This window comes from Psychrobacter sp. GTC18467 (assembly GCF_055397455.1).
This window is the reverse complement of record NZ_AP038920.1, coordinates 2,349,689-2,374,976: the sequence shown is the minus strand read 5'-3', so window position 1 is coordinate 2,374,976 and position 25,288 is coordinate 2,349,689. Positions and strand designations below refer to the sequence as shown.

At 47.2% G+C, this 25,288-nt stretch carries 19 protein-coding genes; 7 read left to right on the top strand and 12 right to left on the bottom strand.

Going from position 1 to position 25,288, the window contains the following annotated elements; translation table 11 throughout:
- Positions 1-15: 15 nt before the first annotated feature.
- The 6 genes from xdhC to ACZ5XY_RS10530 form a co-directional block, all read right to left on the bottom strand.
- Positions 16-963: a xanthine dehydrogenase accessory protein XdhC gene (gene xdhC, locus ACZ5XY_RS10555; protein ID WP_464741476.1), complete on the bottom strand. Its 948-nt coding sequence runs from the start codon at positions 961-963 to the stop codon at positions 16-18.
- Positions 950-3,541 (bottom strand): xanthine dehydrogenase molybdopterin binding subunit, encoded by a 2,592-nt coding sequence (xdhB, locus tag ACZ5XY_RS10550; protein WP_464741474.1) that lies wholly within the window; start codon positions 3,539-3,541, stop codon positions 950-952. Before xdhB ends, xdhC begins: the two co-directional genes overlap by 14 nt.
- An 85-nt stretch (positions 3,542-3,626) precedes the next feature.
- Positions 3,627-5,198, bottom strand: a complete 1,572-nt coding sequence (gene xdhA, locus ACZ5XY_RS10545) for a xanthine dehydrogenase small subunit (RefSeq protein ID WP_464741472.1) — start codon at positions 5,196-5,198, stop codon at positions 3,627-3,629.
- Positions 5,199-5,705: 507 nt separating this feature from the next.
- Positions 5,706-6,413, bottom strand: a complete 708-nt coding sequence (locus tag ACZ5XY_RS10540) for a 1-pyrroline-5-carboxylate dehydrogenase (protein ID WP_464741470.1) — start codon at positions 6,411-6,413, stop codon at positions 5,706-5,708.
- A gap of 2 nt (positions 6,414-6,415) precedes the next feature.
- A complete protein-coding gene (putA, locus tag ACZ5XY_RS10535; protein ID WP_464741468.1) occupies positions 6,416-9,625 on the bottom strand; it encodes a bifunctional proline dehydrogenase/L-glutamate gamma-semialdehyde dehydrogenase PutA in 3,210 nt (1,069 codons plus the stop codon).
- A 340-nt stretch (positions 9,626-9,965) separates the two neighbouring features.
- Positions 9,966-11,261 carry an NCS2 family permease gene (locus tag ACZ5XY_RS10530; protein ID WP_464741466.1) on the bottom strand — a complete coding sequence of 432 codons (1,296 nt, stop codon included), beginning with the start codon at positions 11,259-11,261 and terminating at the stop codon, positions 9,966-9,968.
- 449 nt (positions 11,262-11,710) lie between these two features.
- Here ACZ5XY_RS10530 and tolQ point away from each other — a divergent pair, with 449 nt between their 5' ends.
- The 5 genes from tolQ (at position 11,711) to ACZ5XY_RS10505 (ending at position 16,336) form a co-directional block, all read left to right on the top strand.
- Entirely contained in the window at positions 11,711-12,436 is a 726-nt protein-coding gene (tolQ, locus tag ACZ5XY_RS10525) for a protein TolQ (RefSeq protein ID WP_464741464.1), read from the top strand.
- Positions 12,433-12,882 carry a protein TolR gene (gene tolR, locus ACZ5XY_RS10520; protein ID WP_464741462.1) on the top strand — a complete coding sequence of 150 codons (450 nt, stop codon included), beginning with the start codon at positions 12,433-12,435 and terminating at the stop codon, positions 12,880-12,882. The genes tolQ and tolR overlap by 4 nt, the downstream gene beginning before the upstream one ends.
- A 132-nt stretch (positions 12,883-13,014) precedes the next feature.
- Entirely contained in the window at positions 13,015-14,016 is a 1,002-nt protein-coding gene (locus ACZ5XY_RS10515) for a cell envelope integrity TolA family protein (protein WP_464741460.1), read from the top strand.
- Between the two features lie 147 nt (positions 14,017-14,163).
- Positions 14,164-15,480 carry a translocation protein TolB gene (locus ACZ5XY_RS10510; protein ID WP_464741458.1) on the top strand — a complete coding sequence of 439 codons (1,317 nt, stop codon included), beginning with the start codon at positions 14,164-14,166 and terminating at the stop codon, positions 15,478-15,480.
- Between the two features lie 394 nt (positions 15,481-15,874).
- Positions 15,875-16,336 carry a hypothetical protein gene (locus ACZ5XY_RS10505; RefSeq protein WP_464741456.1) on the top strand — a complete coding sequence of 154 codons (462 nt, stop codon included), beginning with the start codon at positions 15,875-15,877 and terminating at the stop codon, positions 16,334-16,336.
- Positions 16,337-16,430: 94 nt separating this feature from the next.
- On the opposite strand, the gene ACZ5XY_RS10500 is transcribed toward ACZ5XY_RS10505, so the two are convergent.
- The 3 genes from ACZ5XY_RS10500 to ACZ5XY_RS10490 form a co-directional block, all read right to left on the bottom strand.
- Positions 16,431-17,048, bottom strand: coding sequence for a c-type cytochrome (locus ACZ5XY_RS10500; protein ID WP_464741454.1), 618 nt, complete (start codon positions 17,046-17,048; stop codon positions 16,431-16,433).
- Positions 17,049-17,091: 43 nt separating this feature from the next.
- The gene (locus tag ACZ5XY_RS10495; RefSeq protein ID WP_464741452.1) at positions 17,092-18,693 is read right to left on the bottom strand and encodes a flavin monoamine oxidase family protein; all 1,602 of its coding nucleotides are present in this window, start codon (positions 18,691-18,693) and stop codon (positions 17,092-17,094) included.
- A gap of 94 nt (positions 18,694-18,787) precedes the next feature.
- Entirely contained in the window at positions 18,788-20,218 is a 1,431-nt protein-coding gene (locus ACZ5XY_RS10490) for a c-type cytochrome (protein WP_464741450.1), read from the bottom strand.
- Positions 20,219-20,565: 347 nt separating this feature from the next.
- Between ACZ5XY_RS10490 and ACZ5XY_RS10485 the strand changes: the two genes are divergently transcribed.
- Positions 20,566-20,715, top strand: a complete 150-nt coding sequence (locus ACZ5XY_RS10485; protein ID WP_464741448.1) for a hypothetical protein — start codon at positions 20,566-20,568, stop codon at positions 20,713-20,715.
- Between the two features lie 61 nt (positions 20,716-20,776).
- Here ACZ5XY_RS10485 and ACZ5XY_RS10480 read toward each other — a convergent pair whose 3' ends face one another.
- Genes ACZ5XY_RS10480 through ACZ5XY_RS10470 form a run of 3 tightly spaced genes read right to left on the bottom strand, consistent with a single transcriptional unit; the run spans position 20,777 to position 23,540 of the window.
- On the bottom strand, positions 20,777-21,367 hold the full coding sequence (locus tag ACZ5XY_RS10480; protein WP_464741446.1) for a flavodoxin family protein: 591 nt from the start codon (positions 21,365-21,367) through the stop codon (positions 20,777-20,779).
- A gap of 52 nt (positions 21,368-21,419) precedes the next feature.
- Positions 21,420-22,325: a peptidoglycan editing factor PgeF gene (pgeF, locus tag ACZ5XY_RS10475; protein ID WP_464741444.1), complete on the bottom strand. Its 906-nt coding sequence runs from the start codon at positions 22,323-22,325 to the stop codon at positions 21,420-21,422.
- A 48-nt stretch (positions 22,326-22,373) separates the two neighbouring features.
- Positions 22,374-23,540, bottom strand: coding sequence for an RluA family pseudouridine synthase (locus ACZ5XY_RS10470; RefSeq protein WP_464741442.1), 1,167 nt, complete (start codon positions 23,538-23,540; stop codon positions 22,374-22,376).
- A 372-nt stretch (positions 23,541-23,912) separates the two neighbouring features.
- Between ACZ5XY_RS10470 and ACZ5XY_RS10465 the strand changes: the two genes are divergently transcribed.
- Positions 23,913-25,112: an outer membrane protein assembly factor BamD gene (locus ACZ5XY_RS10465; protein WP_464741440.1), complete on the top strand. Its 1,200-nt coding sequence runs from the start codon at positions 23,913-23,915 to the stop codon at positions 25,110-25,112.
- Positions 25,113-25,288: the final 176 nt, after the last annotated feature.

The window sequence follows — 25,288 nt, the reverse complement described above, 5'->3', positions numbered from 1 at the left end:
TTATTACCGTTAACATTACACTTGGTGGTATTGCTTCAGCACTTGGGCGGCAATCGATACCGCCACCGCCATCGGCTCTTTACCGCCAATAGCAATGCCAATTGGCATGGTCAGCGCCTGAACGCTATCTTCACTATAGCCGCGCGCCAAAAGCCGGTCGTAAAAGCGCTTGGATTTGGTTGCCGAGCCAATACAGCCGATATAGGGCGCAGCTTTGTCAGGATGGTCACCAATCTCGTCAATTGCCGCGCGAATCAGTTCAAAATCAAGGCTGTGGTCATGGGTCATCACCAAAATAAACTGCTGACGCCGCTGCGACTCACCTTTTAGCAAATCGCTTTTTACCAAAGCATTTTGGACAAACGGCTTGATAAAATCGACCGGCTCGTCAACCACATGCGCTCGAATGTGGTCAGGCAAGTTGTAGCTTGGCGTATCATTGCTTGCGCTGATGACAAACGGCGCAAACATCTCCGCTCGGCTATCGACCCAATCGACTTGGCACGGCAATTCTGCCAAAATTTTCATCAATGCCGTTGCCACATGCCCTGCCCCAAATACCAAAAGCGATAACGGCGGGGTGAGGTTAAAGCACTCAAACATCACCGTAACACTACCGCCGCAGCACTGAGCAAGCTTTGCCCCAAGCGGGTAATGCTTGGTAAAAACCGAGTCGCGGCGGGCAGCTTGGGCTTTTTCTGAGCGCAGCTTTGGTGCAGCTTCGTCATCGATTGCCTCGCCTGCCAGCAGTTTTCGCGCGGTTGCCATCACGTCATGCTCAAGACCGCCGCCGCCTAAGGTATCAAAAGCGGCGTCCTTGGTGATGACCATTTTGGCTTGTAGCGCTCGCGGCGCCGATCCCGTGGCCGCAACAACAGTCGCGAGCACGTGCGGAGTTCCTGACTTTTGGCAGCGAGATAGCGCCTCAATCCAGCGCTCAGGGGCGCGATTAATCGACTTCACTATGAGCCGGCCCCCGCGCTCCGGCGACGTTGGGATGTTTTGCTTCCTCAGGCTCATCATCAAACAGACGTCCTTCAACCTCAGGCGGCATCTCATCACTGGCGTGGTCAACGTCTTGCGGCACGACCTTGTCGTTATTGACCTCATCGTTAATAGCTTTGTCGCCGTCTTGCTCGCTTTTTAGGCTTGCAATCGCCGCTTTATTTTCCGGCTGATTAATCTCCCAAGCCTCATTTTGCAAGCGCATGACCGCTTTTAGTACCGCTTCAGGCGTTGCCGGCATGGTCAAATTTGGATTTTGTTGGTAATCCACCAAACTTGCTACCGCGTTATTTATCGCGCACCAAACGCTCGCGGCAAGCATAAACGGCGGCTCTCCCACGGCTTTTGAATTGTAAATGGTCTGCTCTTCATTTTTGCGGTCAAAGAGTTTAACTTGCCACTGCTTTGGTAGATCATGCGCGGTTGGGATTTTATAATTGGCAGGACTGTTGGACGCCAAGTTGCCTTTATCATCCCAAGTCAGCTCCTCAGTGGTCAGCCAGCCCATGCCTTGAACAAAGCCGCCTTCAATCTGACCGATATCAATGGCAGGGTTAATCGACTGCCCCACATCATGAAGCACATCAGCACGAACGACTTTATATTCGCCAGTTAAGGTGTCAATCTCAACTTCTGAGCACGCCGCACCAAGGGCAAAGTAAAAAAACGGTCGCCCCCAAGCTTTTGAGCGGTCATAAAAAATCTTTGGCGTTTTATAATAGCCGGTTGAGGATAAGCTGATGCGGTGCTCATACGCCATTCGGATAAATTCAGCAAAGGTCAGCTCTTTTTTATCGCCAATAATGACGTGGTTGTTTTTAAACTCAATGGCGTCTTCGCTGACCTCAAAATGTTTTGCAGCAAATTCAACCAATCGTGATTTGATGGTCAGACAAGCATTTTGCGCGGCTTTTCCGTTAATGTCCGTTCCTGAGGACGCCGCGGTTGGTGAGGTGTTTGGCACTTTATCAGTTCGGGTGGCAGAAACTTTTACCGTATCCAAATCAACGTCAAATTCATTGGCAACGACTTGGGCAATTTTGATAAATAGCCCTTGCCCCATTTCGGTGCCGCCGTGGTTTAAATGAATACTGCCATCGGTATAAATGTGAACGAGCGCGCCGGCTTGGTTGAGCGTTTGAATGGTAAAGGAAATCCCAAATTTTACCGGTGTTAAAGCAATACCGCGGCGCTTGTCCGTGCCGTCTTTTTCAGATTTCTTGTTAAAGGCAATGATGTCGTCGCGGCGTTTGGCATAGTTACAATCTTTTGCCAAATTGTCCATCAAAATCGCCAAATCGAAGTGCTCAATCGGTTGACCGTAATGGGTGGATTGACCGTTTTGGTATAAGTTGTCAAGGCGAACTTGCAGCGGGTCTTTGCCCAAAGTATAGGCAATATGGTCCATCATATATTCGGCAGTGAGCAAGCCTTGAGGACCCCCAAAGCCGCGATAGGCAGTGTTGGATACCGTATGAGTCTTGCAGCGATGCCCTGCAATGTGAGCGTCGGGGTAATAATAAGCGTTGTCGCAGTGGAACATGGCGCGGTCAACAATCGCGTCCGACAAGTCAGGCGAGTAGCCACAAAGCCCTGCCAGCTGCATGTCAACACCAACGATTTTACCATTGTTATCAACACCGACGTCATAGCGGTTTAAAAACTCGTGGCGCTTTCCGGTGACGACCATATCATCTTGGCGGTCAAGGCGCATGCTAACCGGCAAATTATGGCGCTTGGCAACGACGCCGCAAAGACACGCCCAAGCCGCTGCTTGCGTCTCTTTTCCGCCAAAACCGCCGCCCATGCGCCGAACGATGGCATTGACCGCGTGAAAGGGCAAATCAACGACTTCAGCAACCAGCTGCTGAACTTCGCTTGGGTGCTGCGATGAAGTGTAAACTTCCAAGCCGCCGTCATCACAAGGCACGACATACGCCACTTGACCTTCAAGGTAAAAGTGCTCTTGACCCAGCATATGAATATGACCTTTGATGCGCTTATCCGCCTTTTCAAGCGCCGCTTTGGCATCGCCGCGCTTCATAAAATGGCTTGGTCGCACAAATAGCGACTGCTCGAGCGCGTCATCAACGGTCAATACCGCAGGAAGCGGCTCATAGTCGACTTGAGCTTTTAGCACCGCTTTTTTGGCAGCGCGGTGCGAGGTTGCTACCACCAAAAATAGCGTTTGCCCAACGTATTCGGTAATCTCATCAACCATTAATGGGTCGCCATCAAATACAGGACCAATATCGGTTTTGGCAGGCAAATCTTTAAAGGTCAACACGTCAATGACGCCGTCAGCTGCGCGAACCGCATCGAGGTTCATCTTAGTGACGCGAGCGTGAGCATGGCTACTTTTACCAACCGCTAAATGCAAGGTGCTTTCCGGCTTTAGCATATCGTCCACGTAGGTTGCCGTTCCCATCACGTGGCTGATGGCGCTGTCATGTTTGACCGAGGTGCCAATTTTGTGTTTTGGCGGTCGCACTCGGCGGATGCTGTAACTGTCAAAAAGGGTGGAATGATGGCTCATAATGATTCTCTTTTTAGAATGGGTTTAAATCATATAGGTTAAAAGTTAAATCTAAGTCCCGCTCTTGCTGTGAAACGCACGACTTTTAAGCCGAAACGGTTTGATTTTTTGCCAAAAGCTCCTTGCCGCATTTGATTAACAAGCGCTTGGTGACGTTTAAGCGGTACTCGCGGCTCGCGCGAACGTCGGTCATTGGCGTGACATCATTGGATAAGGCATCGGCGGCGGCTTGAAATCTGTCAAGGGTAAGCGGTTGACCGATAAGCGCGTTTTGGCTGTTTTTAGCAAGTAAAGGAATCGCTGCCATACCGCCAAGACCGATAGTTGCCGTTTCAATGGTGTCGCCGTCCTCTGATAGCCCAAGTTTTACCGCCACCAAACACGCCGAAATGTCATCTTCATAGCGCTTGCTGATTTTATGAATGAATAAATGTTCGCGGTCACTCATTAAGGGAATTTGAACGCTAACCACGTAAGCGCCCGCGCAAAGTTTGGTCTTTTTATAGTCTAAGAAAAACGCCGATAACGGCATGGTTTCATCACGGACGCCGCCATCGTTATTATTTTTATCACTAGAGCTATCGCAATAACGAAGCTGAATTTGCGCATCAAGCGCCAATAACACCGGCGGCAAATCACCAATGGGCGAGGCGTTGGCAATATTGCCGCCAAGCGTTCCCATATTGCGAATTTGCGGGGAAGCAATGCGCTCAAACAGCGCCGCAAATTCAGGGAAATGCGGCTGTAATACTGGCAGCATGGCGTTATAGCTCATGCCCGCGCCAAGCGTTAGCACTTTTTTACCTTCCTTTTCATCAACCGACCATGATTTAAGCGCGTCGATTCCAGCAAGCTGAATAATAACCTCATGGTCAACTAAGCGCTGAGTGATGGTCAATCCCAAATCTGTACCGCCCGCCCAAATCGTCGCTTGCGGGTAGCGGCTTAGGATTTGGTTTAACTCATCAATTGAAGTTGGCGCAAAGAGCTTTTTTGAGCCTTGGGTAAGCTTAGGCCTTGGCTCATCGTTTGCATTTTGGTTGTTTTCTTGATGGCTTTTACTTGCCGCCATCGCATCAATAGCAAGCCCAAGCGCTTTGACGCCTTGTTGCGACGCGCTTTGGGCGTTGCCAATCTCAGTCATGGCAAGCCCTGCTTCAATAATCGGTCGATAGCCAGTGCAGCGGCAAAGGTTCCCTGAAATGGCAGCGACAATATCATCGTAACTTAAATCGTCGCCGTTTTGACGCGCGTTTTGACGATGATTTTCATAAACGCTGGCAAGCGACATCACAAAACCGGGCGTACAAAAACCGCACTGCGAGCCGTGACACTCAACCATCGCTTGCTGCGCCGGATGCAACTGGGCGCGGTCGGGATGGTGGTCTGGGTTGTCCGCCAAAAATGCCGCCGTCATAATATGATGACCGTCGAGTAATGACAGCAGCGTAATACACGAGTTAAAGGTAAAAAACGGCGCGCTTTCATCATCGCCCAAGCGCTGAGCCATGACCGTACAAGCGCCGCAGTCGCCGCTACCGCAGCCTTCTTTGGTATCGGTTTGGCGCGCTTGAAGCCGCAAATAGTCAAGCACTGTGGTGTTTGGGTTGAGCGCAGTTTCCTCAACGTATTTTCCGTTTAAATAAAATTGAATCATGGCAACCCTCGGCTCATCTTAATTATGTTATTTTAAAACGCAAAAACCCCTGAGCAGCTAAATTATTAGCACTCATAGAGGTATCAAATAAATGGTCTCAGCGCGGTAACGGTGTTCCATAGCGACATAGTTATCTTCCTTGTCTATTGGCAATTGCCAATCATCATCCTTGATTAGCGCTTGTATGATTACGATTTAGTCTTTATATATACTTCAATAGCTTAATTATTTATTGTCAACGTCACTCTCATCGCAGCTTCCTGCCACGGATAAAGGCGGATAAATGACAACTTTATAAAATAATAATCATTATTGTAATTTACTAAAAAATAAACAAATTTGTAAAAAAATAGCTGACTGCTTAGTCAGTTTGTCTCATAAGCTTATTCCGATTATTCGTTATCGAAATAAGAAAGGTTCGCAATAAAAAGTCAAACTTGCGCTGTTGACCTTGATTACGAACCTTTTTTAGTCTCTTAACTTAAAAAATATTGACTCATTAAGCATTTAAAGCGTCTCGGCAGCAAGTTCAAGCAGGCTTGCATTTCCGCCAATTGCCGTGGTATTCACCGTTTTTACCCGCTCGGTGACAAAGCGGTAAAGATACTCGGTGGTGAGCATCGTCAGCAGCTCATTGTCATTGGTTATGGCAATAACCTGAACCAGTGCGCCGTCCAATTTTGCCAAGTCAGCGCTTATTTCTAAAACCTCTTGAATATCGGCGCTAATGGCAACTTGCATAAAATTTTGCGCTAATAAATCTTGGGTTTGACAATTATTATCAATTATTAATACTTCGGTTGGAACACCTGCCGAATGCAATTCAGCGACAATTTTAGCGCTAATTTCATCAAAATTTGCCCCATTTTTTGCCGGACAATAAAAAATTACCTTATTTCCCGTAATCAGCGCGGCGATAAGCTGACCTAAAACGGCTAAAAAGTCCGCGTTTTTGCCCGCCATCACCAGCGTTTTGCCGCGACCGCGAACGTACCAGTCGTTGCTCTCGCCTGTTGCACTCGTTAACCGGTGAGCGTCATCAAGGCTTTCAGCATTGGTAAAAATTTGATTGAGCAATTGCTCGGCTTTTTGCGAAAAACTTTTGTCAGTTGCAAAAATTTTAACGATTTCAGCTGCCGTATTTTGTAAAATACTTCGACGCTCAGAAGCCGTCATCAATCGCCAATTTTCAATTACTTTGTCATCTGTTGTCATTGTTATTCTTCCTCCCCTTGCGCTGTCATCATTGGAACAGGCGTAAATTGGGTGGTCATAAGCCGCGACACATAAAGCGAGCCGCCAGCTTTTGGTCCCGTTCCTGACAGACCGCAGCCACCAAAGGGCTGCTCGCCGACCACCGCGCCGATTTGGTTGCGGTTGATATAAGTGTTGCCAACGCATGCGCGGCGCTCAATGGCGTCAGCCGTTCGCTCAATTCGGCTATGAATGCCAAGGGTCAGCCCAAATCCAGTGGCGTTAATCTCATCAATCAAGTCATCAAGCTTATCAGCGCGGTAGCGCAGAACGTGCAAAATCGCCCCAAAATGCTCGCCGCCAATGGTTTTTATATCATCAACCTCAATGAGCGTTGGCGCAACAAACGTACCTTTTGCCGCCTCTTTTTCAGAAATTGGGGTTTGGAATAACAGTTTAGCGACAGGTGAATTTTTTAGTTGCTCAATGTGGTTCTCAAGCTTTTGTTTTGCGGTGGTATCAATCACGGGACCGACATCGGTGGCGACCCGTTCAGGAGTGCCGACCGACAGCTGCGCCATAAAACCGGTTAATAAATCGATAACCGTATCGGCAACGTCCTCTTGAACGCAAAGCATCCGGCACGCTGAGCAGCGCTGACCTGCCGACCCAAACGCCGACAGCGCCACATCTTTGACCACTTGCTCCGGAAGCGCGGTTGAATCGACAATCATGGCATTTTGACCGCCAGTTTCGGCAATCAGTAGCGGTAATATACTACGCTCACCTTGATATAAGCTTTGGTTAATAGTTTTTGCGGTTTTGGTTGAGCCGGTAAAAATTACGCCGGAAATTTTTCTTGATGCCGTCAACGCACCACCAACTTCGCTGCCACCGGTAATAAATTGCAGCGCATCGGTAGTCACGCCAGCTTGATGCATAAGCTTAATCGCAAAATGGGCAATTAGGCTCGTTTGCTCGGCAGGTTTTGCGACCACGGTATTTCCGGCAACTAAGGCGGCGACAATTTGACCGGTAAAAATGGCGAGCGGAAAATTCCAAGGGCTGATACAAACGACCGTCCCGCGAGCCTTAAACGTCCCGCGCTGCAAATTGCCATCAAAATCAATGACCGTTGGCGGCTCATTGTGCAAGCGCTCGGCTTCATTGGCATAATAACGGCAAAAATCGACCGCTTCTTTAATCTCATCAATGCTGTCTTGAATGGTTTTTCCGGCCTCTCTTTGGCAAAGCACCATAAGCTTGGCAAAATTAGCTTCATATAAATCGGCTATTTTTCGCAAAATTTCTGCTTTTTTGCTTACCATGACCGCTTGCCAAGCTTCTTGCGCGTCAATGGCATGGGCAACCGCTTGATGGGCAAGGTCGGCATCACCATCGATGACCTCGCCGACTTTGACATCATGATTCCACGGCGCAACAACGTCCCTTTTCTTTAACGTCGATTTGGTTAACGCCGATTCCGATATCGTTTCACCATTAATTATCGGCGCAGCTTGCCAGTATTTTTCAACATCATCCATCGCCGCTTTTAACGGCTGCCACTGCGATTCCACAAAGATATTTACCCCAAAGCTTGCGGTTCGGTCACCATAAATATCTAAGGGCAGCGGAATGTTTGGGTTGGCAAGGGTGGCAAACGAAGTAAGTTTGTCGTAAGGGTGGCAGGTCAGCTGCTCAATCGGAAATGACTTATCTAGCAGCTGATGGACAAATGAGCTGTTCGCGCCATTTTCAAGCAACCGGCGCACCAAATACGGCAGCAAATCTTTATGAGCGCCAACGGGGGCATAAATGCGAACCGGAATTCGGTAGTCTTTTAAAATATGGTCGTAAAGCGCATCGCCCATACCGTGAAGCCTTTGCAGCTCATAGTCTTGATGAGTACTCATGGTCATAATAGCAGCAAGGGTATGCGCGTTATGACTGGCAAATTGTGGCCAAATCAGCCCTCGGTTTTGCGGACTTAACAAATAGCGCGCGCAAGCCAAATAGGCGGTATCTGTGCCCTCTTTTCGCGTCCAAACTGGGTATCCGGCAAGCCCTTTTTGCTGAGCTAATTTAATTTCAAAATCCCAATACGCGCCTTTAACTAAGCGAACCGGAATCCTATCGCCAACCTCAGCTGCCAACGCTGAAAGCCAACCCAGTACCGCAAGCGCGCGCTTGGAATAGCCTTGAACCACAATGCCAAGACCATCCCAACCAAGCGTCATCGGGTCGCGATACAGCGATTCAAAAAGCTTCAGTGAAATCTCAAGGCGGTCGGCTTCTTCAGCATCGATGCTGATATCAACGTCAAGACCACGCGCCGCTTCAATCAGCAACAAGCAGCGCTGCCGAAGCAATCCCATAACTTCAGCCTCGTGGGTTGCCTCATAGCGCGGGTGCAGCGCGGACAATTTTATCGACACCGAGGGCTTAGGGATTCCGGCTTTGACCGTGATTTGCGCCGCTTGTTTGATGGCACCTAAATAGTCATTAAAATATTTTTCAGCATCGTTATCGGTGACTGCCGCCTCGCCAAGCATATCAAACGAGTAGGTATAGCCTTTATCGCGGTAACTTTGGCTGTTTGATAACGCCGCCACCATCGTTTCTGCCAAAACAAACTGCTGCCCCATAATTTGCATGGCTTGCTGCATAGCGCGGCGGATGACCGGCTCACCCATTTTTTTGGTCATTTTATCCAAAAAGCTACTGGCAGTTGTTTTTGGGTCAATGCTGACCACGCGACCGGTCAGCACCATTCCCCACGTCGAGGCGTTGACCAGTAACGTATTGTCATTTTTTAAATGCTTTTTCCAATCGGCAACGCTCATTTTATCGGCAATCAATTTGTCTGCCGTGGCATTGTCCGGAACGCGAATGAGCGCTTCGGCAAGGCTCATGAGCAAAATGCCTTCTTGGGTATCAAGGCTGTATTCAAGCAGTAACGAGTCCACCATTTTAATGGCTTTGGTGTCATTACGGACGTGACTGACCAGCGAGGTCGTTAACGCCGCTGCTTGCTTTCGCTCGTCATCACTTGGTTTGGCAAGGGGCAATAGCCTCTCAAGCCAACGCGTTTCATCGACGCAATAAAGTGGCGAGATAAACTGCTTTCGGGTGGTGGTTGAGTCGCTTAGGCTATTATTTAACAAATCTTTTGGGTCAAATAAAATTGGCTCAGCGGGGGTAAAAGGTAGAGGTCTTGGCAAATTTGACATCATCGCTCCATCGTTAATGGACAGTCGCGGTAAGCGGGCGCAATTAAGTGCCTTACCGCCGCTATCAAGGCTAATTTAAGCCAAGCGCATTATCGCCTTCTTCTTATTTATTACTTGCTTTTTAATCTTAAAGCTTAAGAAAAACCTCTACGGCGTTGCTTGAGGTGATGCGCAGGACCTCTTGATGGTAGCATAAGTAAATGCCAAATTAGCATTGGACTAACAACAAACGCATTAACCAAACAAAACAGCTATGGACTTCTGATTGCACTTAACGGCTTAATTTATGACCAAAAAAAAGCCCTTGATACCAAGAGCTTTTTTACGATAACGCTTTAAGAAATTATAAAAAGACGATTTTTGCCAACAATACAAGCGTTAACGCCCAAACCGGAACACTAATGTCCTCAAAGCGTCCGGTTAACACTTTAATTGCCGTATAAGTAATAAAACCAAGCGCGATACCATCAGCAATTGAATAAGCAAACGGCATAAATAACAAAGTGACCACCACCGGCGCGCCGTCCGTCAAATCGCCCCAGTTGACATCTCTAAGTGTTCCAAGCATCAGCACCGCGACATAAAAAATTGCCCCTGCGGTTGCATACGCCGGAATCATGCCAGCAAGCGGCGCAAAAAAGGTGCTAAGCAAAAACAAAATCCCAACCACAACCGCCACAAGCCCCGTTCGACCACCGGTGGCAATCCCTGAGACACTTTCAATATAACTGGTCGTTGATGACGTTCCAAGCAGCGTTCCGGCAACCGTTGCCGTTGAGTCGGCAAGCAATGCCTGCTTCATATTAGGAATTTTACCATCTGGACCAATAAGACCGGCTTGGCTGGTGGTCGCAATCAATGTCCCTGCCGTGTCAAATAAATCAACGAATAAGAAAGCAAAAATAACGCTAATCATCGCCACATCAAACGCGCCGGCAATATCAAGCTGCATCAGCGTGGGCGCTATCGATGGCGGCGCTGACATAATACCGGTAAACTGCGTGTTGCCCGTGATGAGGCTAATCAGCGCGACTAATAAGATGCCAATGGTTACCGCCCCTGGAATCCGGCGATACGACAACCCAACAATCACGATAAAGCCAAGCGCTGCCATAAATGGTGAAAACGAGGTCAAATCACCAAGACCAACAAGGGTGGCATCGTGATTGACAATCACCCCTGAGCTTTGCAGAGAAATAAAAGCCAAAAACGCACCGATACCGGCAACCACGCCTTGCTTTAGGCAGGTTGGAATGGCGTTAATAATCCATTCACGGATTTTAAATAAGCTTAACGCCATAAAAATACAGCCCGATAAAAATACCGCCCCAAGCGCCACCTGCCACGTGTAGCCCATGCCAAGAACCACGCCGTAGGTAAAAAACGCATTCAGCCCCATTCCAGGGGCAAGCGCCACCGGCAAGCGCGCGTAAAGCCCCATGATAAAACAGCCAATGGCAGAGGCAAGACAAGTCGCAACAAATACCGCGCCGCGATCCATTCCGGCTTCAGCCAAAACGTTAGGGTTCACAAAAATAATGTAAGCCATCGTCAAAAACGTGGTCAATCCGGCGGCAAGCTCCGTTTTGATGGTGGTGTTCTCGCCGTTAATTCCAAAATAGCGTTCAATTGCGTTCATAATTTCAAATCCTCACTGTGGGTATCGACATCGCATCCAAATTGCGCTGCTATGATCACTTCCAACGGATTAATAAAGAGTAGAACTACTAACCATTAACCAAGCCAATTTCATAATTTAGAAAACTTAAGTAACATGAATTAACATCATAAAGTGCCCAAATTCCTGATGCAATCATTGTCCTTGACTTGTTAGTTGAAAATTGCAATAGCTTATGCGTAATTATCGAGTCATATTATATCTTTTTATAACTGTCATTATTTATAAAAATATGCTGCAAATTTTCGTCATTTAACATATTAATCGATGACCTTTAAGCAAATTCAAAGTACACTAGCAGGTTTGAAAAGCAGGGCGTCATTCTACGCCCAATTGTTTACCCGATGCCAAAATTTTTGGATTAAGTTAACGCTTGATACCAAAGCCATGACTTGTCAGTGAGAACGCTCATGCCCGAATCTTTAAATATTATCGACCTGATTTCACAAGCCAGCCTGCTCGTGCAAATCGTGATGCTGCTGCTGCTTTTGGCATCGGTATTTAGTTGGGTGATGATATTTCGGTTAAGCTCACGTCTTAGCACCGCAAAAAGCTTCGACTCGCAGTTTGAAACGTGGTTTTGGTCGGGTGAGGATTTGGCAAAGCTGTATCAAGGCGTCCAAGGTTCGCCCGACCGCCAAGGTCTTGAACAAATTTTTTATGTCGGCTTTTCAGAATATTTACGGCTGCATAAAAAAGCGCAGCCTAAAGATGACATTATTGATGGCGTTGAGCGCAAGCTTCGCGTCGGTCTTGGTCGGCAGCAACAACTGCTTGAATCAGGAATCGCCGCACTTGCCAGTATTGGTTCGGTTGCCCCTTATGTTGGCTTATTTGGTACGGTTTGGGGCATTATGAATGCGTTTTTAGGGCTGTCACAAACTGAGCAAGCTACCCTTGCTGCTGTCGCCCCCGGCATTGCCGAAGCGCTCATTGCTACCGCCATGGGACTGTTTGCTGCCATTCCTGCCGTTCTTGCTTACAACCATTTTTCAGCAAAGCTTGCCCGTCTTTATGACTCACGAGCGCTATTTTGTGATGAAATGACCGGAATGCTGCATCGTGAAACGTTTGCAGAACGCAGCTCTGCCGTCAGCGCAGGAATCCGCCAGACCAGTCAGGTAAGCGGACTATGAAGCCAAACCCTTATGCCCGCAAAAAAGCGGCGTTAAATGCTGACATCAATGTCGTGCCTTATATTGACGTGATGCTCGTCTTATTGGTGATTTTTATGGTGACCGCCCCCATGTTAACCACAGGCGTTGATGTGGATTTGCCCAAAGAAAAAGCCAATATGCTGAAGCAAAGTCAGCTTCCTGTCATTGTTACCTTGACCGGCTCAGGTGAGATTTTTGTCAGTTATGAAAACAATGTTGACTTACCCATCAGTGAGCCAGAACTGATTGATACGCTGGTCAATTTGCAATCGCAAAGCGCTGAGGGTGAGGCGCTGCAAGTCATGATTAATGCCGACCAAAACAACCAATACGGCGCGGTAATGGGGCTGATGGCAAGCTTGCAGCAGGCCGGCATCCAAAAGGTTGGGCTATTGACCGGCGCGCCTTTAACAACCCCAAAATAAACGCGTCAAAAAATTAACAACGTTTAATTTCATGGCTTAAGTATTTGATTTAAAATAACTTATTTTAATTTTTAATCATAATTTTTATTGACAACTTGCGCCGTGACGCCCATTGATAGCTGATATAAGCCCATGAAGAACGCCCCTGTCGTCTATGTTCCCACCACCCCTGAAGGCGACGGTCTGACTTTACCGACCGTGTTGAGCGTTTTGGCGCACGCGATTGTCATTGGTATTTTGATTTATCATTATTATCATCTGCCTGAACCTGAGGGCATGATTGAAACGACAATGGTCACCCCAGAAGAGCTTGCCGAAATCCAAGGTCAAATCCTTGCCAATCGCGCCGCCGCCTCTATGGCAAGTGGCGAGGACAACTTACCAAGCGGGGCGATAAGTGACGCGCCGAGCAACCCAAACCCTGCCAATCCGCAAACGGTGACCTCACAGCGCGTTCCGGTATTTACTCAGTCCAATGATGCTGCCGACTTTGATTATGATGCGCCGATTTTAATGAGCCAAGAGCAAAACGAGCGCCTACTTGAGCAATCACAATCTTATGAAGAGTCGCTTAGCGAATGGAGCGCTCAGCAAGAGGGCGTGGCGCTTAATAAAATCGAGCAAGTCGAACAAAGCCGCCGCGAAGAATTCAAAGAGGAGCGCGAACGACTCAAAGACTATCGACAGCGCCAAAACAACCCACCCAAAATTGAGCGCCCCAATTCAAGCCAGCGCAATATTGAAATCAGCTCCGGCGGCTCAGGAGCGGCGGGCAAAAGCTACAACCTATCCGATGGTCAATCGACCTTTGCAGGCGACAGCAGCACCAGTAGCCCCAATACCGGTCGCAGCAAAAGCGCAGGCGGCAGTCGCGGCGCAAGCAATAGCGAAATTATTAATTTGATTCGGCGCAATTATAACCCGCCAACAGCAGCAAAAGGCTCAACCCAGCGCACAACCTTAAGCATCACGGTCAATGCCAGCGGCGATGTGGTTAATGTCAGCGCAAGCGGCAGTGACAGCGCCGTCAATGAAGCGGCGCGGCAAGCGGTACTCAGCACCCGAAACCTGCCTATCGACACCGACGACCCCAAATACCCAACCTTCACTATTCAGTTTAACGGTAGCAATTAGCACTATCGCAGCTCACCTGCTGTCAAATCCTGACCGCAGTGAGCGCAAAATTACTTTAAGCCACTTGTCAAAATTCAGGGAATGTCTTACCGTTACCCTCAACCTTTGTACCTTTATTTATTGTGACATTAGGAGCACCATTACCTCATGACTTATAAAATCACAAATAACAACGCCTTTATTCCTGTTGCTGCCGTAGTAACCTTTGCCGTTTCAAGCTTGATGCTAAGCCAAAGCGCTATCGCCGCTCCTGTAGAGTTGCAGCTGGATTATGAAATTCCCGTTCAGCAAAATCAGGTCGCCTTTGTGCCTTTTGCAGGGGATTCGGTCATCTCCCCCATTGTGTTTAACGATTTAAACAAAACTGAGCTAAAAGTCACCAATAAAAACCTACCGCAGCAACCAAGAAGCAGCAGCGAGCTTTCAGGAACGCTTCCGGCGTGGCAGCGTCTTGGCATTCCTTATTTGGTGATGGGAAACACGCGAACTGACCGCGGTAAAGTCATCACCGATTATGAAGTGGTCAATGTGCAAACCGGTCAAGTTTTGGGCGGAAAGCAAACCTTATCGGCGGACAAAGACGCCTCAAGCATGCGCTACGCCGCTCACGTCATTGCTGATAAAGTTTATGAGCTTATCACCGGAATTCCGGGCGATTTTTCAGGGCGAATTGCTTATATTGAAGAGTCCGGTCGCGGCAAAGATAAAGTCTCGCGCTTAAAAGTAATGGACGCGGACGGTGAAAACGCGCGAACCATTACCGAAGTTAAAGGCTCAATTTTCTCGCCGGCGTGGTCGCCTGACGCCAACCGAATTGCCTACGCGGTTCAACGTGAAAAATCGTATCCGGTCATTTATGTTCAAAACGTCAGCGGCGGCGGCGCGTCCGTATTAACGCCGTTTCCGGGAAGCAACTTAAGCCCGTCGTTCTCGCCCGATGGCAGCAAGATTTTGTTTTCAAGTAGCTTTGAGGGTAGCTCGCACATTTATGAAATCAGCGCAAGCGGTGGTCAACCGCGCCGCCTTACTAACTGGACAAAAAGCAGCGAGGTTCAACCAAGCTACGCCCCTGACGGTAAATCGTTTGTGTTTGTGTCGGACAAAGCCGGATTTAACCGACCTGCCATTTACCGCTATAACTTTGGCTCAGGTCAAATCAGCCAAGTGTCGCGCGGCGGCTATGCCACAAGCCCTCAGGTCAGCTATGACGGCAGCCAAATTGCCTATTTAAGCGGACGCTCGGCGGCAATTATGAACAGTAATGGCGGCGTGGTGGCAAACCTTGGCAGCACCGGAATCGATGAAGCACCAAGCTTTTCACCAAATGGCAAGCGTGTGGTGTTTGCCTCAACCCAAGGCGGCAAAGGTGTGTTAACCATTAAGTCGTTAAATGGTGGTGAGTCGTTTGGCAAATCCGGTCAAGGTATCATCCGCTCGCCAGTGTGGTCAAATTCACCAAAGTAAGTTATTTTAAAGTAAGTTTTTTTTAAATGATGGGTTCAGGCGGCTGATTGGTCGCCTGAATTTAAAATTACTTTTCTCTAGGAAAGTAATTTTTTTGTCTATTAAACCCTAATATCGGAGTAGCTATGCAAATTGCTAAATAAATAAGACCATATTCGAAAGTTAGTATTGTAAACAACCATCCTAATAATCCTACTACTAAAGAACCCAGTATTATTGCTTTATTGTCTATGTTTTTAAATTTAAGCTTATTTTGCGAATAAATAGAACTGCGATAAGAAAGATAAATACCTAAGAATAGATATGACAAAGATATCACCATATTATCAAACGAGATAAATAACAAGCTCTTCATTTAGCAGCCTCCGAAAGCGATTAATATGGAAAAATAGCTATGCAAAAGTCTTTATTAGCTTTAGCGACATTATTTTTGGTTGGTTGTATGGCAACTCCCGTCAGCTCACCATCAAACCAAGAAACCGAAATCAAGCTTAAACAATCGACCAGCATTTTTTATTATCCTGTCGCTCCAGTGGGACATGGTCAAGCCACTGCTTTAGTAACGGGAAAATTTGCATGGAAAGACGGTTGCCTTTATTTGGTAGGTAAAGATGGCGTTTATAATACAGCAATGTTCCCCATGTATCCAAAAAGCTTGGTTCAATGGGACGAGGCAAGCAAAACGATAACTTTAGACGGTCACGATTTTAAAATGGGCGATTTTATTTCAACCAACGGTCATTATTCAGATTATGTTGCTAATAGTCCTATGGGATTAGAATACCAAAAACAAGGCAATAAAAAATGCCTTAACCCTACCATTGCTAACATTGGAACGATGGATTTAAATAATTAACAAGATAGCTTAACCTATAAAAAATTATTCGTAAATTCCATCAAAAAAGCGCCTAATATTCAGCGCTTTTTATTTTTCTTTTCCTTTTTAAAATCTACTCACTCGGGTCAGAACCGGGCGGATTGTCATGACGAAGTTGCGCCACATCCTCGGCGGTTACTTTGTCTTTATAAGGGTTAAGCGAGCTGTGGACGTATTGCGTCACCGCTGCCATCTGCTCATCATTCATCATCATGTGAAATGACGGCATCCCACGAAAGCCATTGATTAAAATATCGATGATATAGTATTTAGATTCCATTTTGCTGTTGTTGGCAAGCGGCGGATAGTAGCCTGCCCCAATTGCGCCCTCGCCTTTGTGCATATGACAGCCGGCGCAGGAATCATGGAACAGCTTTTCGCCGTTGGTGGTGACAAAGGCGTTTTCACCTTCAAATTTGGCTTCCCACTTTTTAAGGCTTGGGTCATTTTTCATATCGGGCAATTGACTGCTATCTACGATGTTACGGTTTTTATCGCGAAGCTCATCGCGGCTCATATAAACTGCGCCCCAAGCGCCATTGTTGCGGCTGTCTTGATAATTAACTTTCTCGGGAGCGTCATGATAGGCAGCAATCGTCGGGCTTGAGTTGTCCGATGAGCTACAACCTGTAACAACAGCAGCAGCAATTGCAAGCGGAATTACAAGGGCGTTGGGCGTCATAATGGTCATGATTACCTCGATATTTTAATGCTTAAATTTGGCATAAGTTAAATTAGGCGTTCGATTTTATCTTTTGGTGCAAGCGCTTGGCGGCGTCCATTCCTGATAATATCGCCCCTTCTTGCCACGCCGGAATGTGTGAGCAATGCTCCCCTGCCAAAATAATGCGATTGTCAATGCTGCAAAGCGTGTCGTAATATTGCTCGCGGCTTGACTCACTCCAAATGCCATAGCAGCCAAGCGTCCACGGGATGCGGTGCCAAACGACCGACGTTCCTGCGCGAAACTCTTTTGGGTACTGCGGGTGGATATATTTGCCATAAGCCAACGACACATTGATGCGCTCTTGCGGCGTTAACGTGTTAAATTTATAAGACGTTGCGCCAAAGCCATAAGCGCCAAGCAGCACCCCGCTGCCGCTGCTGAAAAAGTTTTCTGACGGGTAAGAAATCTGGGTAATGGGCATGTCAGTATACGTCACCCCGCCGTAAATCCATTCGTCTTCTTCCCAAAATCGGCGTTTAAATTCAAGACCAACTTTATAAGAGGTGTCATAAGGTACGGCTGCCATCGCCTGCTTCATTGCTTTTGACACGTTAATATCAAGCTGAGTCAATATCGTTAAGGGAATATTGCAAACGCACCAGTCGGCGCGGATACGTTTTGGTGCGCCGTTTGGGTCGTTGCTGTCCACATAATCAACGGTCACGCCGCTGTCATCTTGATGAATTTTGGTAACTTTGGCGTTAAATTCAATCAAATCTTGGCATTCTCGGGTAAAGGCATCGCCGATTTTGCCCATGCCGCCGACGGGCTGAAACATGGTTGGCAAATGCTCATGAAGGTGATAGTTTTCATAAATATCCGCCCACATTCCCGAGTTTAAAATCTCCTCAGGTGGCAATGGCTGCGAGGGTCTGGAGTCCGGCATCAAGCCGCCACCAGGATAGACACTATAGCCGCGATATTTGCTTAACGCATGGCTTTTGGTATAGCGGTAGTCTTTATTGAGCGCGCCCCAACCTTTTAAGCCCTCAAGCAGTTTTTCTTTGTCCTCACCATTGACGGAGCGGTCAAGGCTGCCGACATTCACGGCTTTAGATAACAGCTCAGCCACATAGCCTTGCATGTCAGCTTTAACATCGCCTAAACGCTGCGGGACGCCGCCAAAATGATTGGAGCGGTGCAAATAAGCGCGGTCGTTGGTTTGGATAAAGGGCTGCAACTCAACGCCAAATTTTTTGCAGTAATGAAACACTGCGTAATGATGGCTTGGCAGCCGCCAAGGTCCGCCGTTTAAATAGTTGCCTTCCTCAAAGTTACAGGTCACAAGACCGCCGCCAAGTTCGGTATAGTCGTCACCGCTGTTAATCGTCCAACTGCGACCGCCGCCGCGATTTTGAAATTCAAGCACTTTAACATTGTAGCCGGCTTTGCGAAGCTCATAAGCTGCCGTTAAACCACCAAGCCCTGCCCCCAAGATAATGATGCTTGCGCCCTCAGGAGCGCCGGTTAAATTTAGCTCTTGATTAAAGGTTGACTCAGAGGCAAACCCAAGCGTTGTCATCGCTTGATACATGGCAGTCGCGCCTGCCGTTTTGCCAATCATCGAGAGCAGTTGGCGGCGGGTGGGCGATTGAAGCGTGTCTTTCATAATGGTGTCCTTATCGATGGCGGTCAGCGGCGCAAATTTTTATTCTGATATTTTGTTTTAGCAATGGGCAAATTGCCTCATCAATTATCAAGCCTTATCGGGCGCGGCGTGGTCGCATCAGTCTCCAAATAACAAATCCAACAATCAAAATAACCGCAATGATGCCAAGTATGGCTAAAATTCCGGCATATTTGATTAAAAACGGCTGCTCAGGTTTGGCAGTGATGATGCGCTCAACATCACCTGCGCTCACCTTGCTGTCGGTAATACCGCCAAAGTTCACCCGAACGTAATTGGTAATTTTAGCGATTTGTTCGGGGCTTAAGTCTTTGGCAAACGCAGGCATACTTGGGCTGGTGTTACTTGCGCCATCAATGCCGTGAGCAATAACATTAACGAGCATATCAGGGCGCTCGCGGCGGATACTCGTTAGCCCAACAATCGGCGCATATTTAGCATCGGGCTGAGCGTAACCGTTCACCCCATGACAACTGCCACAAGCAGCTAAATAAAGCGCTTTTGGCGAATTACTGTCACCTGCGCTGTCTTTTGCCCGTTTTAACACGTCTTTTTGGGCGATTAAATCATGAGTAATCGACGCATTTAGCGGCTTTAAAAAGCGGTTGGTATCGACTTGATGGACTTTGTCCTCAGTTTTAATCGCAGGAACGACTTTTAAATAATCTGCAATCGCGTCCAAATCAGTGTCGGTCAAATAGCGCGTACTGTGCGCGACCGCCTCACCCATAGGGCCTCCGGCGTAAGCGCGGTTTTCAAGCTCGCCGGTTCGTAAAAAGGTGACGATATCTTTTTTGCTCCAAGTGCCAATGCCGCTGTCTTTATCAGGGGTAATGTTGGGCGCAAACCAATTGCCAAGCGGCGCGCCTGCCAGATATTTTTGCGTGTCGGCGCCCATCGTGCTATTTCTTGGGGTGTGACACGTCCCGCAGTGCTCTAAATGGTCAACCAAATATTGACCGCGTTTTTGATTTTGGGTTAAATTGCTTGCAGGCTTGGTTTCGGTTAAATTCACCAAATTCCAACCTATCATTAGGCTGCGAAAATTAAACGGAAACGGCAATTTGGTTTTGTGTTCAGGCGGCTCATCAATCGGCTCAACCGTTTGCAAATAAGCAAATAACGCATCGATATCTGCGTCGCTCATACCATGATAATCAGGATAGGGCATGGCAGGATATAAGCGGTGTGTTGGCGTACGACCTTCTGTTAGCGCATTTTTTAGGTCTTGTTTGGTATACTTACCGATACCAAAGCGCTTTGATGGGGTAATGTTGGTGGCGTAAATATCGCCCATTGGGGTAGCAATTGGCGAGCCGCCTTTATAATCTTCGCCGTGGCACGCCATACAGTCCGCCGCGCGTGCGACATAAGCGCCTTTATTGACCAAATCACTGTTGGCAGGGCTGACATTAGGAAGGCTAATGGCTTCTGCCATTGCCGCCGCTGAAGTTGCCATCGCAATCGCGGTCAACATCACAGAAAGTGGCTTTAAAGTTGGCTTCATAATATCCTCATGTCGCGGTTATGAATTAAGGCTGACGTCCAAACGGCGTCTAATCAGGATAAAACTATTTCGCAACTCTTGCTTGATTGCTAACTTTTCTCTCTCAATTATTTACAAAAGTAAATACTCTTCCTAAGAAATTTTATATTTTCAAAGTTTATAAAGTTAAATTGCCCAAACCTTAAAAAATAGCGCTAAAATCAAGATTAACTTATGATTATTGCCAAGCATTTTGCAAGCATTCAGTTAAAATAGCTGCGTTTTACCTCAGTCCAAGATACAAAACCAAAACATAGTAAGTTTGAAATTTTTGCCCCATTCATTTCACTGTTGAGCTTTATTTTTTTATGTTTGACTCCGCCTTATCAAAATTCATTCTGCTATTAGTGGTCACTTTACAGCTCAGTGCCTGCCAAGCCATTCAATTTGTGGACAGCCCGATTCCGGTGACGGCTGATTTTAACCAAACGATGACGTCACCTTTGCCGGCAAAATAAACGCAAAAAAAAGCAGCCAAACGTAAATTTAGCTGCTTTATAACCGTTAAGAACTAAAAGTTTAGCTTTTAGGCTGATGCTTAATAATGGTTTTTGCTAAATGCTCACCAAACCAAATCGCGGTATCGATATCGCCTTTGTTGGGCGATACCTCAGGCGGCGCGTCAAGCGATTGGGTCATCAGTCCTAAAAAGCTCGATAAGCGGTTTAAATCCTCGTCCCCATGACCGGTTGGCATCAAAGGCAAGCCTATCCAGTTCATCCCATGCTGCATGGCATAAAGGCAAATTTGCTGGAGTACCGCAAGTTTATCGCCGCTAAGACCGCCTGAGTTGGCAAACGCGGCCGCCCATTTGCCCTCCCATTGGCGGTGATACCAGCGCTTCGACGTTTCATCCATAAAGGTTTTAAACTCTGCCGTCACGCTGCCCATATAAACGGCGCTACCAAATACGAGCAAATCAGCATTATCTAAAAAATCCCAATCGACCTTATGAACGTCAACGGCTTTCACGCGCTCTTTGGCAAGCTGCTTTTGCGCGCCTATCACCACCGCTTCTGCCACGCGTTTGGTATGACCATAATTGCTGTGGTAAATGACGGCAATGCTCAAATTATTCGGCAGTGGTGGCAAGTTATTATTAGTTGTCATTATTGATACTCAAATTATAAAAAACTGATTTAACATAAAAACTTTCAAAGCGTTAATCGCGCCCATCATCGTGGCGAACAATGACCAATGCCATTCGTCCGGTGGCTATTTGGTTTTGGTGCGATTGCCTGCGGTAAGAATAAAATTGCGCATCACCATAGCTGCAATCGCTTGCTGCGGATTGAACGCGAACACCAAGTGCGGTTAATTGGTCAAAGGCAAGCTTTGGTAAATTGATATTAACTTTATTGGCGTTTATTTTTTTGGCACTTGTTTTTTTAACACTTGTTTTTTTGCTGTAGCGCTCATCAAAATTTGCCAAATTATCATCGGATAACAATCGCTCGTTTTGACAAGCCGATTTTAATTTTGCCAAAACGTCGCTACTGACTTCGTAATTGTCTTGGCTGATGGCAACGCCAATCCAAGCGATAATTGGCGCGTCATCCAATTGTTTTACCGTTTGTTGAATCACGCCGCAAGCCAAACCTTGCCAGCCCGCATGGATTGCCGCAATTTTGTTTGATTCCGGCTGATAAAACACAATCGGCACGCAATCGGCGGTCATAATCGCAAGCCCGACGCCTGCCGAATCGCTGATTTGCGCGTCGCAATCAGGCGGCGTCATGCCAAGCTGAGCATTTTTCGCTTGAAAAACCTGATTGCCATGGACTTGATTGAGCCAAAATAAGCGGTTAATCAAGGGTTTATTATGTTCGCTTAACGTTTGATTAATGGCGGCAAGCAATTGCATTCGGTTGGCAAGCACCGAGGTTGGGTCATCCTTAACATGAAGCCCTAAATTAAAGTCGCCGTAACTTGTGCTCAATTTAGTATCAACCGCCAAATTTTTTAACGACGCCTCGGTAAAGGCAGCTGTTTGAAAAATACTCACGTTATCTAGCATGTCAATCAAAGTTACGGGAAGTTCGGGCTGCTCAAATACTTTTGATGCCATAATTTTGCCTTATTTTTCTAATTATTATTTAGCAATTTATCCAACAATTTATTCTACAATATCGCCCTTTAATACCTCGATAAGCTGTTGCATATCGTCAGGCAGTGGCGCTTGAACTTCGATGTCCTCGCCGGTCGTTGGGTGGATAAAACCAAGCTCATAAGCATGAAGCGCTTGCCGTGGGAACTTTTCAATAAAGCTGCGCTGAAACGTCGTTAATCCTGCCCGCAATTGCTTACGGCTGCCATAAACGCGGTCGCCAACGAGCGGATGCCCCAAATGGCTTAAATGAACGCGGATTTGATGCGTTCGACCGGTTTCAAGGGCGACATCAAGCAAGCAATAATTGTCATTTAAGGCGGTAATGCCAATTAAATGGGTCACCGCGTCGCGACCTTGACTGGTCACCGCCATTTTGGTGCGCTGATTGCGGTTACGACCAATCGGCGCGTTGATGGTTTTTTGGCGCTGCAAACTTGGCGCGTCCCCTGCCACCACGCATTGATAATGGCGATAAACCGCTTTGTCTTTTAATTGCTCGGTCAAATCCATCTGAGCGGCTTTGGTTTTGGCAACGATTAATAGTCCTGAGGTGTCTTTATCGATTCGATGCACCAGTCCTGCTCGCGGCAAGTGCTTTTGGTTTGGAAAATGATGTAGCAGCGCGTTAACCAGCGTTCCGGTCATATTTCCTGCACCCGGATGAACGACCATGCCAACCGGCTTATTTATCACAATCACCGCGTCATCTTCAAAAACAATATCAAGTGCAATGTCTTCAGGCAAATCACTGCCATGCTGCTCAAGGGTGGCAACCAAAGTTAACACGTCGCCTGCCTTGCAGCGGTATTTGGGCTTTTGCGGCGCGCCGTTACAGCAAAGCTTGCCGTCATTAATAAAGTCTTGCAGCTGCGCCCGCGAAAAATCGGCAAAGGCAATGGCTGCGACTTTATCCAGCCGAAGCCCTGCCTCAACATCCGTTACCGAGTGCGCTAAATCAATCTCTTGATTGACGCTCGCGTTTTGTTCTGCAAAAGCGCTTTCGTCATCATCAAAGGCGCCATCGTCAAAACCGTTTTCTTCAGAATCGTTTTCTTCAAAATCAGTAGCAAAGCCGTCATTATCAAATTCCAATGCGCTATTCGCGCGCTCGTTGAGCTCCTCAAGAGTTGCGGTGGTATCAGTCAAGTGCTTGGAATTGGATAAAGAAGTCATAGCCGTATCATCAGTCAATAAGTAAAGCGCTAGTTTAGCATGGCGCGCGCCGATGCCCTAGTCCTGAGCGGCGCTTGAAATTTTTAAAATAAAGTCTTTATCGCTTTTTTTAGTTTTCAAGCTTTACAAACCGCCTTTTGATTATTTAACCTATCCTAATTATTAAGGATTATTACGCGTTGGTTGCTTCGTGTATATTTGTGACCATCGCGTGATTTTGCTACCCCAAATAGGCATGGGTCATGCTAAACTGTCACGGCTAAATTTTACCCTTTAACACATTTTATCGATTCAATTTTAAAAGTTATTCCAAACCGGTTTGTTGCTAAGTGATGGCGACAAGGCTTCGGTCTGTTTTTCGGAGAAGACGCTATGCGCGCTGGCACCTCGATGTTCAAGTTATCCTCAATCACCCTACTCGCTTTAAGCGTCAGCCTCACCGGCTGTCAAACCTTTAAAAATTTGACCAGTAAAAAAGAAGACACCGTCGAAAAAGCCGAAAAATCTGAAGAAGCCTACTACCGCGACGCCATCGCCCAAATGGAAAAAGGCAGATTTACCCAAGCGGCAGAAGATTTGACCAACCTGCGAACTTTTTATCCAACGGGCGCGATTGCTGAGCAAGCACTTTTAGACATGATGTACGCGCAGTACCAAAGCGGAAAATATGAGATGGCAGCAGCAAGTGCCGACCAGTTTATCCGCCTTTATCCCTCAAACCCGCAAGTCAGCTATGCCTATTACGTTCGCGGCGTTGCCAATATGCAAGGCGGCGCTGAAGGCATCAAGCTGTTTAAAGTCAATCAAGCTGAGCGTGACACCGCCTATTACCGCTTAGCCTTTGCCAATTTCCAAGAACTGGTGAACAAATTCCCAAACAGCCCGTATGCCCCAGACGCGGCGCAGCGAATGACTTATATTTACAATCAATTTGCCGAAAGTGAGCTTGCCGCCGCCAATTGGTACATCAAGCGCGACGCTTACGTTGCGGCGGTCAACCGCGCCAAATGGGTCTTTCAATACTATCCATTAAGCGAATCCACTCCTGAAGCAATTGCCATTTTGGCGTATAGCCATGAAAAGCTTGGGCTTAATGACTTGGCAAATGACTATAAAAAGCTGTTGCAAATCAACTATCCAAACTGGCTCACCAATGATGGTCGGGTGAAACTTGCCACCAAAGCCGACCGCTCTTGGGTTAATAAATTAACCTTTGGTCAGCTTGGTCGCGCTAGCATGAAAGATGACTCGGCGGCAAGTGGTCAATTTACCGGTGCGACCAAAACGCAACTGATTCGCAATGCCGCAGCGCTTAGCCTACCAAGCGCCAACAGCAGCGCCCAAAACGAGCTGTCGTTTTCTTCCCAATCGCGCGGTATCAATATCGGTTTAGGGCTTCCTGAAAGCGACACTGAGCAAGTCACCAGTCAAGGTAGCCCAAGCGCTGCCGCTTTTGATGCTGAAGTGAACCCTGAGGTCACAAACCCAACGCGCAAGACGACGTTGCCGGCAACCAATCAATTGCCAATCAATCCAAATGCTGCGCCCGCGCCGCGTAACAGCGGCGAATAAATAAAGGGAATCAAAAAGCGAGAGGAAAAAAGCTCAACCATCAAAAACGCAACTGAAAAAATTTCAGTATGGGCTTTTTTTTCTTAAAAGCAAGAGCGGCGCTCAGTTTGCCCAATTGACTTAATTTTTTACCCTTGAGTCTCGCGCTTTTGCTAAAAAAACCCCTGATAACTGTG